We start from the raw sequence: 14,498 nt of genomic DNA, 5'->3' as shown, positions 1-14,498 counted from the left end.
GGCTGGACGCAGCGCGCGTGGTTCAGCGTTTCGTCGGACGGCGGCGCGGGCACGACGCGCCTGGCGTCGGTCGCCGAGTCGTTCGACCTGGTCCGGCCGACGTCGTCGGTGTCCGGGGCGTGCCTCGTCGGCGCGCTGCTGCGTCGCGCCGAGGACCCCGACCGGGCGACCACCCACGCCGACGTCTGGGGTGCCGTCGACGAGCTCTACGAGGCGCTGCACGAGCGGATGGGCCACACCTTCCTGCCGCCCGGCCGGGTGGACAGCCACGCCCGCCGCCACGCGAAGCTCGGCGTGCTGACGGCCTGGAACGACGACCGGCGGACCCGGCGCGAGGACGTCCTCGACGTCCTCGACCGCGCCGTCAGCCGGACCCTCGTCGGCGCCTGCCGCTAGCTCCCGCCCGACGCAGGACGTCCCGCGTCCGCCTTCGCCTGCAGCCCGCGGATGTGCTCCTCGGCCAGGTCCATGAACGCGCGCGTCGCGGGGGAGAGCGACCCGCTCGGCCGCGTCACGAAGGCGAAGTGCTCCTCGAAGACCGGGTCGAGGTGCGCCCAGGTCAGCGTGCTCGGGAAGCCCTGCCACTGCGTCACCAGGTAGGACACGAGCGAGTCGCCCACCCCGTACGCGGCCAGCTCGACCGCTGCGGTCTGGAACTCGACCTCCACCGCCGGGTGCAGCGTCACCCCGGCCCGCTGGGCCCGTTCGACGAGGCTCCGGCGCAGCGGGTCGTCCCGCGTCCAGCGCGCCTCGGACAGGATCAGCCGGCGGCGGCTGAGCTCGTCGACGTCGACGGGGCGGCTCGTCCGAGCGGGGTCGGCGCTCACGTAGACGACCGTGTCCGTCAGGACCGGCGGCCCGACCCACAGGCCGCGGTCGTCGATGGGCAGCTGGACGAGGCCGGCCTCCAGGTCGCCCGCGCGGACCGCGTCGGCGACCTCGGAGGAGTTGAGGCCCTGGACGCGGATCGTGACGTCGGGGTGCGCGCGGCCGAACTCGGCCGTCAGCGCGGGCAGCAGGTAGAGGTGAGCGCTGCTGAACGTGCCGAAGGAGACGGTCCCGCCGGCGAGCTCGCGCACGTCGCGTACGGCGCTGGTCAGGTCCTCGACGTCGCGCAGGACCTTCTCCGCCCACGGGATCAGCATCCGGCCGGCGTCGGTCAGCTGGAGCTGTCGGTTCGTGCGGGTGAAGAGCGTGACGCCGAGCGCGTCCTCGAGGCGTCGGACCTGGTCGGACAGGCTCGGCTGGGCGACGTAGAGCGCCTGCGCGGCCGCCGCGAACGAGCGGTGCTCGACGGCGCCCAGGAAGTAGACGAGCTGCTGCAGGGTCGGGCGGCCGACGGCCACGGACGCCCTCCTCTCCGGCCTCGCAGGCCTCAGCGGCTGAGGAAGCCGCCGTCGACGACGAGCTCGGTGCCGGTCACGAACGAGGCGTCGGAGGAGAGGAGGAACGCCACCGCGCTCGAGAGCTCGGAGACGTGCGCGCGGCGCTTCAGGGGGGTGTCGGGGATGACGCCCCCCTCCTTCTCGTGCTCGTTCATAGGGGTGCTGACGCCGCCCGGGACGAGGGTGTTGACCCGGATCTGGTCGGGCGCGAGCTCGAGGGCGGCGACCTTGGTCATGGCCACGAGCGCGCCCTTGCTGGCGCAGTAGGCGACGTAGCCCGGGGCCCCGATCACGCCGAAGATCGACGCGACGTTGACGACCGCGGCGGCACCGCTGCGGCGCAGCAGCGGCAGACAGGCCTGCATCCCGAGCAGGGCGCCGGTGACGTTGACCGCGAGGAGGCGGTTCCAGGCGTCGAGCGTCTCCTCGGCGATCGGCGTCACGTGGATGATCCCCGCGTTGTTCACCAGGCCGTCGAGCTGGCGGTGGGCCGCCTCGATCTCGCCGACGACCGAGGCCCAGGCCTCGGGGCTGGTGACGTCGAGGTGCCGGTAGCGCACGTCGAGGCCCTCGCCCTCGAGGCGGGCCGCGAGCGCCGCGCCCTCGGAGTCCAGGACGTCGCACGCCCACACGGTCGCGCCCTCGGCGGCGAGCCGGTGCGCGTGGGACGCGCCCTGCCCGCGGGCCCCGCCGGTCACGAGCACCACGCGGCCGGTGAGCCGGGTCGCGGGGGCGTCGTTCCGGGCGAAGGTCGCGTTCACGTCTGCACCGTACCGGCGCCTGTGCCCGTACCGCCTGACGTGGGTCGGGCGCTCAGCCCTCGGGCTCCGCGGGTCGAGCGTCCAGTTTCGCGAGCGCTAGCGAGCGGAACTGCTCGGGGGGTCCGGGGGGTCGTCCCCCGGGAGGACGCTGTCGCGCTCGTCGCGGTCGGCCCACTCCAGCAGCTCGTCGATCGCGTACGGGTGCGCGTCGATGTCGGCGTGGAGGTCGCCGATCCGGGCGAACCGCTCCGGCATCGTCGCGATGGTGAAGTCGTGCGGGTCGACGTCGGCGACCTCGTCCCAGGTGATCGGCGCGGACACGAGTCCCTCCGGCGTGCCGCGGACGGAGTACGCGCTGGCGATCGTGTGGTCGCGGGCGTTCTGGTTGTAGTCGACGAAGATCGACCCCGGGTCGCGGTCCTTGCGCCACCAGGTGGTGTCGACCCCGCCGTCGCTGCGGCGCTCGACCTCGCGGGCGAAGGCCCACGCGGCCCGGCGGACGTCGGCGAAGCCATGGTCCGGGTGGATCCGGACGTACACGTGCAGGCCCTTGCCGCCGGAGGTCTTGGGGAACCCCACCGCGCCGAGCTCGCCGAGCAGCTCGCGGACGACGCCCGCGGTGCGCTGCACGTCGGCGAACGTGGCCAGCGGCATCGGGTCGAGGTCGATGCGCCACTCGTCGGGCGACTCGACGTCGTCGGCGCGCGAGTTCCAGGGGTGGAACTCGACGGTCGACATCTGCACCGCCCAGACGACGTCCGCGACGTGGCTGACGCTCAGCTCGTCGGCGTCGCGGTTGTAGCGGGGGAAGTGCACTCGCACGGTCTCGATCCACGGCGGCGCGCCCTTGGGCAGACGCTTCTGGTGGACCTTCTCCCCGTCGACCCCGTCGGGGAAACGATGCAGCATGCACGGCCGGTGGTACAGCGCGTTGACGATGCCGTCGCCGACCGCGACGTAGTAGTTCGCGAGGTCGAGCTTGGTCTCGCCCCGCGCGGAGAAGTAGACGCGCTGCGGGTTGCTCATCGAGACCGTACGGCCGCCGACGTCGAGCTCGACACGTTCCGTGGCCACGGGGCGAGCCTAGGCCTGGGTGGGACTGGCGCCGGGGTCGGTGCGACGGGCCATCATCGCGTGCAGCGTGAGGAAGCGGACGCACGTCGCGATGCCCTGCGCGACGACGAGCACGGCGACCTCGGCGACCCGTCCGGACCCGGGAGCGAGGTGGTGCAGCAGCCAGAGCGCGCCGGCTGAGAGCGCCAGCCCGAACGCGAACGCCGCCAGCCCGCCCGCCTGGTGGCGCAGCGCCCCCTGCGACCCGCGAAGGCCGAAGGTGACGCGCCGATTCGTCGCCGTGTTCGCGACCTGCGTGACCACGAGGGCGACGACGTTCGCGACCTGCGCGCCGGTGACGTTCCGCAGGAGGAGGTAGAGCAGCAGGTACGCCGCCGCGCTCGCGGCCCCGATCACCGCGAACCGGACGAGCTGGCGCCCCGTCGGCCGCGGCCGCGCGACCTGGTTCACGACCCCATCCTGACCGGTCGCACGACAACGGGGTGGATCTGGCACCGCAGCGGTGCCGAATCCACCCCGTTGTCCCGCAGGTCAGCGCCGGTGCGCCATCAGCTGGCGCAGGGCGAGGAACCGGACCAGCGTCGAGATCGCGTTCGCCAGGACCAGGATCGCCACCTCGATCCCGCGGTTCGGGTCGGGCGAGACCTGGTGCAGCACCCAGAGCGAGCCGCTGGTCAGGCCGAGCCCGACGAGGAAGGCGATCAGGCCACCGGCGTGGTGGCGCAGCGCGCCGTCGGACCCCCGGACGCCGAAGGTGACGCGGCGGTTGGCGGCAGTGTTGGCGATCGCCGTGACCAGCAGCGCGACGAGGTTGGCCGCCTGCGGACCGGTGAGGTCGCGCATCCCGAGGTAGAGGACGAAGTACGCCAGCGTGCTCAGCACCCCGACCCCGCCGAAGCGGAGCAGCTGCCCGAACATCCCGCGCGGCACGCCGGGCACGGTCGAGGGGACTTCGGCGTCGCGGCCGAGCTCGGCCCGCAGCCGGGCGACCGGGATGCGCCCGCCGGCGAAGCTGCGGAGCAGCCGGACGACACCGCGCAGGTCCTCCCGCGCCGTGGCCACGACGTCGACCCGGCTGTCCGGGTCGTCGACCCAGTCGACGGGCACCTCGTGGATCCGCAGCCCCACGCGCTGGGCGATGACGAGCAGCTCGGTGTCGAAGAACCAGTTGTCGTCCTCGACCAGGGGCAGCAGGTCGTGCGCCACCTCGTTGCGGATGGCTTTGAAGCCGCACTGCGCGTCCGAGAACGACGCCGACAGCGCCCCCCGCAGGATCAGGTTGTAGCTGCGCGAGATGAGCTCGCGCTTCGGGCCGCGGACGACGCGGCTCGACCGGGCCAGCCGGGTCCCGATCGCCAGGTCGGAGTGGCCGGAGACGATCGGGGCGATCAGCGGCAGCAGCGCCCGGAGGTCGGTGGAGAGGTCGACGTCCATGTACGCCAGGACTGGCGCGTCGGACGCCGACCAGACCGCCTTCAGCGCACGGCCGCGGCCCTTGGCGTCGAGGTGCACGGCGCGGACGTGGTCCAGCTCGCCCGCCAGCGCCTGGGCCTCGGTCCAGGTGGCGTCGGTGCTGGCGTTGTCGGCGATCGTGACGCGGAACCCGTACGGCAGCTCCTTGGAGAGGAAGGCGTGCAGCCGTTCGACCGAGGGCCGCAGGTCGGCCTGCTCGTTGTAGACGGGCACGACCACGTCGACCATCACGTCGGTCGGGGTGGCGAGGTGGATGCTGCGGTCGGGCCGGGTGCTGAGGAGCAGGTCGGTCATCGGAATAGGTCGCTTTCTGGGCATGGCGGAGCCAGGACGAGGAGGGGTCGAGCGCGTGGGAGGCGGGTCAGGAGGTGGGCTGCGTGAGGTCGTAGACCGTGGCCCCGCCGACCGTGGTGGCCGTGTAGTGCTGCGTGACCCAGGTCGAGATCTCCGAGGACCCGCCTCCGCGGCCTCCGCCCATGCCGCCGCCGCCGATGAAGTAGTGGACGTCCCCGGCCGCGACGTACGCCTGGAACTGCGCGAGCGTCGGGCTCGGGTCACTGCCGGTGAAGCCGCCGATCGCCATCACCGGCTGCTCGCTGGCCAGCTGGTAGGTGGCGGCGCTCTGCGAGCCGATCGTGGCCGCGGCCCAGCGGTAGCTGCCGGCGTCGGCCTGGAGGAGCTGCACCAGCTCGGTGCTCGCTGCACCGCCCTGGCCCATGCCGCCGCCCTGCGCACGACCGGTCTGGCCCGGCCCGGTCTGGCCCTGCCCGGGCGCCTGACCGGTCTGGCCCTGCGGCGGGGTGCCGCCGCCCGGGAAGGTGCGCCCGTCCCGACCGGCCTGGCCCTGGCCGAAGCCCCCGCGGGTGCCGCCACCGGGACCGTTCTGCGAGGTGACTGGCCCGGCCGTGACGATCGAACCCGTGTGGGGCGTGGCGACCGTGTTCAACGCGTACGCCGCGGGTCCGGTCGCCGCACCGGCCAGGGCGACCGCCAGCACCACGTTCGCGGCGAGGCGGGGGAGGCGGTGCGCGACGAGCAGCCCGAGCGCGGCGATCACGCCGACGACCAGGACCGGCCAGCGCAGCGACTCGTAGACCCCGGTGGCGCGACCGAGCAGGACGAACGCCCAGACCGCACTGCCGGCCACGGCCAGGGCGAGCCCGGCCCGGCCGAGCCAGGTGTGCTTGCGGTTCCAGAGGACGGTCCCGCCCACGGCGACGCCCGCCGCGATGGCGGGGGCCAGGGCCACCACGTAGTAGTCGTGGTAGGTCCCCTCCATCAGCGAGAACGTGAGCGCGGTGACCACGGTCCAGCCGGTCCAGAGGATCAGCGCGGCGCGGCGGCCATCGGTCCGGGGCGCGCGACCGATCGCGACGACCGCGACCAGGGCAAGCAGCAGGGCGGCCGGCAGCAGCCAGGTGATCATGCCCGCGGAGACCTGCTCGAAGAGCCGTCCCAGGCCCGGCGTGCCGCCGAAGCCGCCGCCCCCGCCCCCGCCACCGGGGGCGCCGGTGGCACCGGCGCCGGACCGGCCGAGGATGCGGGCGAGCCCGTTGTAGCCGAAGACCAGGTCGAGGACCGAGTTGTTCGTCGAGCCGCCGACGTACGGGCGCCACGACGCGGGCACCAGCTCGACGATCGCCACCCACCAGCCGAGCGAGACGATCATGGCCGCGAAGGCACCCACCAGGTGCAGCAGCCGCTTCTTCAGGGTCGTCGGGGCCGCGACCAGGTAGACCAGCACGAGCGCCGGGAGGACCAGGAACGCCTGCAGCATCTTGGTGAGGAACGCGAAGCCGATCAGCACCCCGGCCCAGGCCAGCGTCTTGCCGCTGGCCTTCTCGGCGGCGCGCAGCGTGACGTACGCGGCGAGGGTCATGAGGAAGACGAGCAGCGCGTCCGGGTTGTCGAAGCGGAACATCAGCGCCGCCGCCGGCGTGAGGGCCAGCAATGCGCCCGCGACGAGCCCGGCGCGGTGGCCGTCGGCGATCTCGCCGAGCGAGCCCGAGCGCTCGAAGGTCCGCCGCACCGACGCGTACGTGACCCCGACCGTCGCGACCCCGAGGAGGGCCTGCGGCGCGAGGATGCTCCACGAGCTGAGCCCGAAGATCCGGACCGAGAGGGCCATCAGCCACAGCGACGCCGGGGGCTTGTCGACCGTGATCGCGTTGCCGGCGTCGAGCGACCCGAAGAAGAACGCCTTCCAGCTCTGCGAGCCGGCCTGCACCGCGGCGGCGTAGAACGAGTTCCCGTAGCCCGACGCCGAGAGGCTCCAGAGGTAGAGCACGGCCGTGCCGGCCAGCAGGGCGACGAGCGCGACCGTACGGCCGGCCCTCGGCCCGCGGCGGCGCGACGTCGTGGTGCCCGCGTCCGGCTCGGAGGGCGGGGTGGAGTCCTGCTCGGTGGTCGTGCCGGGTGCGGCGGCGACGGCCCGCGGCGCGGTCGAGCCGGGGAAGGTCGAGATCGTCATGGCACAGACCCTCCGGCGGGGGGCTGTGGCGACGTGGGGGTCAGACCATGACCTGGCTGTGAGCATGGGAAGCCCGACGGACGGTCTGGTGTTGTCAGTCCCGGCGCCTACCGTGAACTCGTTCGGAAGCCGTCTGACGAGGGAGTTGCGGCATGAGCATGGAGAGCGTGGCCTGGTCGGCCCTGTACCGGACGATGGTGGCCCAGACGGAGAAGCGACCGTTCTCCTGGGCGACGGTGCAGCGGATCTGGGGCTTCGCCCGGTCGCAGCGTCGGGTGCTGTCCGTGTTCCTGGTGCTGAGCGTCGTCACCGCGTTCCTCGCGATCGCCACCCCGCTGCTGGCCGGGCAGGTCGTCGACGCCATCACGACCAACGGGTCGGTCCGGGTGGTCGTGCGGCTCGCGGTCCTCATCGCCGTCATCGCCGTGGCCGAGGCCGGCGTCGGGCTCGTCGTCCGCTGGCTGTCCGCCCGCATCGGCGAGACCCTGATCCTCGACCTCCGCCGCGCGGTCTTCGACCACGTGCAGACGATGCCCGTCGCGTTCTTCACCCGCACCCGGACGGGGGCGCTGGTCAGCCGCCTCAACAACGACGTGATCGGCGCGCAGCGCGCCTTCTCCGACACCCTCTCCGGCGTCGTGACCAACCTCGTCGCCGTGGTCCTCGCGCTCGTCACCATGCTGACGATCTCCTGGCCGATCACCGTGCTCGTGCTGGTGCTGCTGCCCGTCTTCGTGCTCCCCGCGCGCCGGATGGGCTCACGGCTGGCCAAGCTGCGCCTCGAGGCGGCCAACCTCAACTCGTTCATGAGCACGCAGATGACCGAGCGCTTCTCCGCGCCGGGCGCGACGCTGGTCAAGCTCTTCTCCTCCCCGGAGCGGGAGTCGGTCGAGTTCTCCGAGCGGGCCCGCCGCGTCCGTGACATCGGCGTCCGCTCGAGCACGGTTCAGATGGTCTTCGTGACCGCGCTGACGCTCGTGTCCGCCCTCGCGCTCGCCCTCGTCTACGGGCTCGGCGGCTTCTTCGCGCTGCGCGGGACGCTCGCCGCGGGTTCCGTCGTCACCATGGCGCTGCTGCTCACCCGCCTGTACGCGCCCCTCACCCAGCTCGCCGGCGCGCGCGTCGAGGTGATGAGCGCGCTCGTCAGCTTCGAGCGGGTCTTCGAGATCCTCGACCTCAAGCCCCTGATCGTCGAGACGGCTCACCCGGTCGACGTCCCGCCGGGCCCGGTCTCGGTCACCTTCGACCACGTCTCGTTCGCCTACCCGACGGCCGACAAGGTGTCGCTGGCCTCCCTCGAGGAGGTCGCCGTCCTCGACAACCGCGGCGGCATCGAGGTCATCCACGACGTCTCGTTCAAGGCCGAGGCCGGTCAGATGGTCGCGCTCGTCGGGTCCTCGGGCGCGGGCAAGTCGACGATCGCGTCCCTGCTCTCCCGCCTGTACGACGTCGACGCCGGCGCGGTCCGCATCGGCGGCGTCGACGTCCGTGACCTGAGCTTCGAGGGCATCCGGGCGACGCTCGGCATGGTCACCCAGGACGGGCACCTGTTCCACGAGTCGATCCGCAACAACCTGCTCCTGGCCAAGGTCGGGGCGACCGAGGACGAGCTGTGGTCGGCGCTGACGCGTGCCCGGCTGCGCGAGCTGATCGAGAGCCTGCCGGCCGGTCTCGACACGGTGGTGGGTGAGCGCGGCTACCGGCTGTCCGGCGGCGAGCGCCAGCGCCTCACCATCGCCCGCCTCCTGCTCGCCCACCCGCGCGTGGTCATCCTCGACGAGGCGACGGCGTCGCTCGACTCGACGTCCGAGGCCGCGGTCACGGCCGCCCTCGGCGAGGCGCTCGAGGGCCGTACGGCACTCGTCATCGCCCACCGGCTCTCCACGGTCCGTGCCGCCGACTCGATCGTCGTGCTCGAGGACGGGCGCGTGGTCGAGCAGGGCCGCCACTCCGAGCTGCTCGCCCTCGGCGGCCGCTACGCGGAGCTCTACCGCACCCAGTTCGCGACCAGCGAGGCCGAGGCGGAGGAAGAGCTCCAGAGCCTGCGCTGACGACGCGTCAGGCGACGCCGGCGGTGCTCGGCCGGCCGAACGCGGGGCCGGTGGGCGTCGCGAGGGGCAGGGACACCACGAACTCGGTGTGACCGGGCTGGCTGTCGACGGTCACCGTCCCGTGGTGCGCCTCGACGACCGCGGCGACGATCGCGAGCCCCAGGCCGGTGCTGCGTCCGGTCTCGGCGCCCGGCGTCCGGACGCGGCTCACCTCGGCCCGGGTGAAGCGCTCGAAGACGCGTGACTGGATCTCGTCGGGGATGCCAGGGCCGGTATCGGTCACGGTGACCACCGCGTTCGTCCCGTCGAGGACGACGGCGGCGCGGACGCGGGTGCCGGGCGGGGTGTGCGTACGGGCGTTCGCGAGCAGGTTGGCCACCACCTGGTGCAGGCGGTAGCGGTCGCCGAGCGCCACGACCGGCTCGGGCGGCAGGTCGAGCTGCCAGACGTGGTCCGGCCCGGCGGCGCGGGCGTCGCTGAGGGCGTTGATGACGACCTCGCTCAGGTCGACCGGCGCGACGTCGAGGTTGGGCCCGGAGTCGAGCCGGGCGAGCAGCAGCAGGTCCTCGACGAGGTACGACATCCGCTCGGCCTCGGACTCGACCCGGCTCATCGCGAAGGCGGCGTTCGGCGACATCGAGTCGCGCTCGCGCCGGGTCAGCTCGGCGTAGCCGCGGATCGCGGCCAGCGGGTTCCGCAGCTCGTGGGAGGCGTCGGCGACGAACTGGCGCACCTTCGTCTCGCTCGCCTGACGCGCGGCGAGCGCGTCCTCGACGTTGTTGAGCATGTGGTTGAACGCCTGTCCCACGCGTCCGACCTCCGACGTCGGGTCGGCGTCCTCCGGGGGCACGCGGACAGCCAGCGCCACCTCGCCGCGGTCGAGCGGCAGCTGCGAGACCTGCTGCGCCGTCGCGGCCACCCGGTTGAGCGGGCGGAGGCTCCGGCGCACCACGGTCCGAGAGGCGACGATCGCCCCGGCCACCGCCAGGGCGGCCAGCACCGCCTCCAGCCCGATCAGCTGGATGAGCTGATGGTTGACCTCTTCGAGCGGCAACCCGACGACGATGGTCTGGAGGAGCGCCCCGCTCGTGTCGCGCACCTCGAAGCCCGACACCAGGTACTGGCCGAGTCCCGGCACGGCCGTGGTCGTCTCCGTGCCGTCGGTCTTGACGACCCGAAGTCGGTCGACCGCGCTTGTGGACAGCCGGTCGACGTTGAAGGAAGAGCTGTTGTTCGCACGGCTCTCGACGAGCCGTCCGCTGTCGTTGAGCGACCCGTCCCCGTTGTAGATCACAGCGAAGGTCCCGACCGGCTGGCCGGGTCGGAGGAGCGTGGTGTCGGGACCACGTCCAGGGCCGCCCGAGTTGCTGTCGGGGTAACGGACCCGGCTGGTCACCGAGTCGAGCTGGCGTCCAACCTCACGCACCAGCAGCTGGCGAGTGGCGAGAAATGTCGCCGCGCTGAGGAGGACGGCGGCCAGTGCCACCATCGCAGTCACCCGGACGACGAGCTGTCGGGCCAGCGTCCCGTGTCCGAACGGAGACTCGGGTCCGGTCGGCGCTACCGGCGACTCGGCGGGCGTGTGCCCGATGGGCTGAGACGGCAGGCTGGCCGCGGACATCAGCTCGCGGGACGCAGCACGTAGCCCGCGCCGCGCATGGTGTGGATCATCGGCGGCCGGTCGACGTCGATCTTCTTGCGGAGGTACGAGATGTAGAGTTCGACCACGTTCGCCTGGCCGCCGAAGTCGTAGTTCCAGACGCGGTCGAGGATCTGGGCCTTCGACAGCACGCGGCGCGGGTTGCGCATGAGGTAGCGCAGCAGCTCGAACTCGGTCGCGGTCAGCGAGATCTCCGTGCCGCCGCGGCTCACCTCGTGGCTGTCCTCGTCGAGGGTGAGGTCGCCGACGACCAGGGTCGAGTCGCTCCGGGTGGAGGTCGCACCGCTGCGACGCAGCAGGGCCCGGAGCCGAGCGATGACCTCCTCGAGGCTGAACGGCTTGGTCACGTAGTCGTCGCCGCCCGCGGTGAGTCCTCCGATGCGGTCCTCCACGGCGTCCTTCGCGGTCAGGAAGATGACGGGGACGTCCGGGTCCTCCGTACGGATGCGGCGCATCACCTCGAGGCCGTCGAAGTCGGGCAGCATCATGTCGAGCACGATGGCGTCGGGCCGGACCTCGCGCGCGGCCTTGACCGCGGTGGTGCCGGAGTTGGCCGTGGTGACCTGCCAGCCCTCGTAGCGCATGGCCATCGACAGCAGCTCGGTCAGGCTCGACTCGTCGTCGACGGCGAGGACGCGGATGGGCGTCCCGTCCGGACGACTGAGGGGCGCTGCGGCGGTGTCGGTGCGGGCCATGGACTCAGGTTCCCATCGTGGGGTGGCGGTGGGCTGTGCTGATTCTGTCAGTTCCCTGTGAGGTCGGCAGGCCCTGCTGCGCCGGCGGTGTCTGCGGGGCGGGTTAGCGTCACGGGGTGCCGGGGCTGCCGCCGTTCGACCGCGTGGTGGTCGAGCACGGGCCTGTCGTGCTGCGGGTGTGCCGCGCCGTGCTCGGCTCGTCCGGCGACGCGGACGACGCCTGGCAGGAGACGTTCCTCGCGGCGCTGCGGGTCTACCCGGAGCTGGACCCGGCGACGAACCTGCAGGCCTGGCTGGTCACGATCGCCCACCGCAAGGGGCTGGACGTCGTCCGGGCCCGGAGCCGACGCGCGACGCCCGTGCCCGACGTCGTCCGGGCGGACGAGGCGTCGACCGACGCGGGACCGGAGGCGGCCGTCGACGCGGCGGAGGTGCGGGCCGCCGTGGCGGCGCTCCCCGAACGACAGCGCTGGGCCGTGGCCCTGCACCACCTGGGCGGGCTGACCTACGCGGAGGTCGCCGGTCTCGTGGGCGGGACCGAGGCGGCGGCCCGCCGAGCCGGGGCCGACGGGATTGCGGCCCTACGGCGTACGGGAGGCTGGCGGTGAGCCTGCTCCCGAGGGGTCAGACGCTGGAGCGGACGGGGAACGCCTGCGGCCGGACGACGGTCTCGGGCGCGTCCGTCGGCTCGTCGTCCTCGGTCGCGACCGGCTTCTTGCGACGGAAGACGCGGTCGAGGCTCACGACGCCGCCGCCGAAGACGAAGAACAGCAGCCCGAGCAGGCCCAGGGCGACGGAGTACTCGAAGCCGCCGTTGTAGGTGCCGTCGGTGTTCAACAGGTCGGGGCCCTTGTAGTAGCTGGTCCACACGACGGTCAGCACCTGCTGGACCAGGACGCCCAGCCCGACCAGCGGCGTCAGCGCGCCGAGGATGAGGAAGATGCCGCCCGCGATCTCGAACGACGTCGCCCCGTACGCGGCGATCTTCGGGTAGGGCGTCGAGAACTGGGCCAGGTACGTGACCTGGGAGCCGATGCCGGCCTGGTAGCGGTGCGCGCCGTGCAGGAGCATGATGCCGCCCAGCCCGAGCCGCGCGACCAGCAGCGCGAAGCTGCGCCAGAACGAGACGAAGCGGCTCATGGGATCTCCTGTGACGTGGGGCCGACAGCGTCGACGCTAGTCAGCGCGGGCTTGCGCGCCCGGCTGCCACGCCGTGCCGCCGCGCCGCGACCCAGCGTCTGGCTTCGGCTTGCCCTCCCGGAACAACCCTGGTTGAGCCCCGAAGACTCAAGGCCGCTTGAGGGAATGCGGGGCCCGGTGGCATAGTTGAGCCAGGTGCACTCAAGGACGACCGGATCACCCCGGGGAGCGTCCGGAGCACCGAAGACCACATCCTTATCTGGAGGAACACACACCATGGCTCGTGCAGTCGGCATCGACCTGGGCACGACGAACTCCGTCGTCGCCGTCCTCGAGGGTGGCGAACCCACCGTCATCCCCAACGCCGAGGGCTCCCGGACCACCCCCTCGGTGGTCGCGTTCGCCAAGGGTGGCGAGGTTCTGGTCGGCGAGGTCGCCAAGCGCCAGGCCGTCACCAACGTGGACCGCACCATCCGTTCCGTCAAGCGCCACATGGGCACCGACTGGACGGTCAAGATCGACGACAAGACCTACCGTCCCCAGCAGATCAGCGCCTTCGTGCTGCAGAAGCTGAAGCGCGACGCCGAGGCCTACCTGGGTGAGTCCGTCACCAACGCGGTCATCACCGTGCCGGCGTACTTCTCCGACGCCGAGCGTCAGGCCACGAAGGAGGCCGGCGAGATCGCGGGCCTGACCGTGGACCGCATCATCAACGAGCCCACCGCGGCCGCGCTGGCGTACGGCCTGGACAAGGGCGGCGCCGACCAGACGATCCTCGTCTTCGACCTCGGTGGTGGCACGTTCGACGTGTCGCTGCTGGAGATCGGTGACGGCGTCTTCGAGGTCAAGGCCACCAAGGGCGACAACCGCCTCGGCGGCGACGACTGGGACTCCCGGATCGTCGACTGGCTGGTCAAGCAGTTCAAGAACAAGAACGGCACCGACCTCGCCCAGGACAAGATCGCCAAGCAGCGCCTGCAGGAGGCTGCGGAGAAGGCGAAGATCGAGCTGTCGAGCGCGAGCGAGACCTCGATCAACCTCCCGTACATCACCCTCGGCGCCTCCGGCCCCCTCCACATGGAGGAGAAGCTCACCCGCTCCGAGTTCCAGCGGCTGACCTCCGACCTGCTCGACCGCTGCCGTACGCCGTTCAACGCGGTGATCGCGGACGCGAACATCAGCGTCGGCAAGATCGACCACGTCATCCTCGTCGGTGGCTCGACCCGCATGCCCGCCGTCGCGGAGCTCGTCAAGGAGCTGACCGGCGGCAAGGAGCCGAGCAAGTCGGTCAACCCCGACGAGGTCGTCGCCCTCGGCGCCAGCCTGCAGGCCGGTGTCCTCAAGGGTGAGGTCAAGGACGTCCTGCTGCTCGACGTCACCCCGCTGAGCCTGGGCATCGAGACCAAGGGCGGCGTGATGACCAAGATCATCGAGCGCAACACGACGATCCCGACCAAGCGGTCCGAGGTCTTCACCACGGCCGACGACAACCAGCCCTCGGTGATGATCCAGGTCTACCAGGGCGAGCGTGACTTCGCCCGCGACAACAAGTCGCTCGGCAACTTCGAGCTGACCGGCCTGCCGCCGGCCCCGCGCGGGGTGCCGCAGATCGAGGTCGCCTTCGACATCGACGCGAACGGCATCGTGCACGTGCACGCCAAGGACCTGGCCACCGGCAAGGAGCAGTCCATGCAGATCACGGGCGGTTCCGCCCTGGGCAAGGACGACATCAACCGGATGGTCTCGGAGGCCGAGGCCCACGCCGAGGAGGACCGCAAGCGCCGCGAGG

The 14,498-nt window shown here is 72.2% G+C and carries 13 protein-coding genes; 4 read left to right on the top strand and 9 right to left on the bottom strand.

The window, feature by feature from the left end; translation table 11 throughout:
* Positions 1–396: DUF6197 family protein (locus FHX39_RS20400; RefSeq protein WP_183342777.1), on the top strand; the 396-nt coding region annotated here is incomplete at its 5' end.
* Here FHX39_RS20400 and FHX39_RS20395 read toward each other — a convergent pair.
* From FHX39_RS20395 to FHX39_RS20370, 6 genes are all read right to left on the bottom strand, one after another.
* Positions 393–1,346 carry a LysR family transcriptional regulator gene (locus FHX39_RS20395; RefSeq protein ID WP_183342624.1) on the bottom strand — a complete coding sequence of 318 codons (954 nt, stop codon included), beginning with the start codon at positions 1,344–1,346 and terminating at the stop codon, positions 393–395. The genes FHX39_RS20400 and FHX39_RS20395 overlap by 4 nt on opposite strands.
* 29 nt (positions 1,347–1,375) lie before the next feature.
* Complete coding sequence (locus FHX39_RS20390; protein WP_183342622.1) at positions 1,376–2,146, bottom strand: SDR family NAD(P)-dependent oxidoreductase; 771 nt, start codon at positions 2,144–2,146, stop codon at positions 1,376–1,378.
* 96 nt (positions 2,147–2,242) lie between these two features.
* A complete protein-coding gene (ligD, locus tag FHX39_RS20385) occupies positions 2,243–3,220 on the bottom strand; it encodes a non-homologous end-joining DNA ligase (RefSeq protein ID WP_456299352.1) in 978 nt (325 codons plus the stop codon).
* A gap of 9 nt (positions 3,221–3,229) precedes the next feature.
* Complete coding sequence (locus FHX39_RS20380; RefSeq protein ID WP_332837005.1) at positions 3,230–3,670, bottom strand: GtrA family protein; 441 nt, start codon at positions 3,668–3,670, stop codon at positions 3,230–3,232.
* 81 nt (positions 3,671–3,751) lie between these two features.
* Entirely contained in the window at positions 3,752–4,987 is a 1,236-nt protein-coding gene (locus tag FHX39_RS20375) for a glycosyltransferase (RefSeq protein WP_183342775.1), read from the bottom strand.
* Positions 4,988–5,054: 67 nt separating this feature from the next.
* Positions 5,055–7,163 carry an ArnT family glycosyltransferase gene (locus FHX39_RS20370; RefSeq protein WP_183342773.1) on the bottom strand — a complete coding sequence of 703 codons (2,109 nt, stop codon included), beginning with the start codon at positions 7,161–7,163 and terminating at the stop codon, positions 5,055–5,057.
* A gap of 152 nt (positions 7,164–7,315) precedes the next feature.
* On the opposite strand from FHX39_RS20370, the gene FHX39_RS20365 reads away from it, so the two are divergent.
* The gene (locus FHX39_RS20365; RefSeq protein WP_183342771.1) at positions 7,316–9,214 is read left to right on the top strand and encodes an ABC transporter ATP-binding protein; all 1,899 of its coding nucleotides are present in this window, start codon (positions 7,316–7,318) and stop codon (positions 9,212–9,214) included.
* Between the two features lie 7 nt (positions 9,215–9,221).
* On the opposite strand, the gene FHX39_RS20360 is transcribed toward FHX39_RS20365, so the two are convergent.
* On the bottom strand, positions 9,222–10,703 hold the full coding sequence (locus FHX39_RS20360) for a sensor histidine kinase (protein ID WP_183342769.1): 1,482 nt from the start codon (positions 10,701–10,703) through the stop codon (positions 9,222–9,224).
* Between the two features lie 131 nt (positions 10,704–10,834).
* Complete coding sequence (locus FHX39_RS20355) at positions 10,835–11,569, bottom strand: response regulator transcription factor (protein ID WP_183342767.1); 735 nt, start codon at positions 11,567–11,569, stop codon at positions 10,835–10,837.
* A 116-nt stretch (positions 11,570–11,685) separates the two neighbouring features.
* Between FHX39_RS20355 and FHX39_RS20350 the strand changes: the two genes are divergently transcribed.
* A complete protein-coding gene (locus FHX39_RS20350; protein WP_332837008.1) occupies positions 11,686–12,177 on the top strand; it encodes an RNA polymerase sigma factor in 492 nt (163 codons plus the stop codon).
* A gap of 16 nt (positions 12,178–12,193) precedes the next feature.
* On the opposite strand, the gene FHX39_RS20345 is transcribed toward FHX39_RS20350, so the two are convergent.
* On the bottom strand, positions 12,194–12,709 hold the full coding sequence (locus tag FHX39_RS20345; protein WP_183342765.1) for a DoxX family protein: 516 nt from the start codon (positions 12,707–12,709) through the stop codon (positions 12,194–12,196).
* A 276-nt stretch (positions 12,710–12,985) separates the two neighbouring features.
* Here FHX39_RS20345 and dnaK point away from each other — a divergent pair.
* Positions 12,986–14,498, top strand: a 1,513-nt coding sequence (dnaK, locus tag FHX39_RS20340; protein ID WP_183342763.1) for a molecular chaperone DnaK, incomplete at its 3' end; no start/stop codon positions are given.

This window comes from Microlunatus antarcticus (assembly GCF_014193425.1).
Taxonomy (GTDB): Bacteria; Actinomycetota; Actinomycetes; order Propionibacteriales; family Propionibacteriaceae; genus Microlunatus; species Microlunatus antarcticus.
This window is presented reverse-complemented; position numbering and strand designations above follow the sequence as displayed.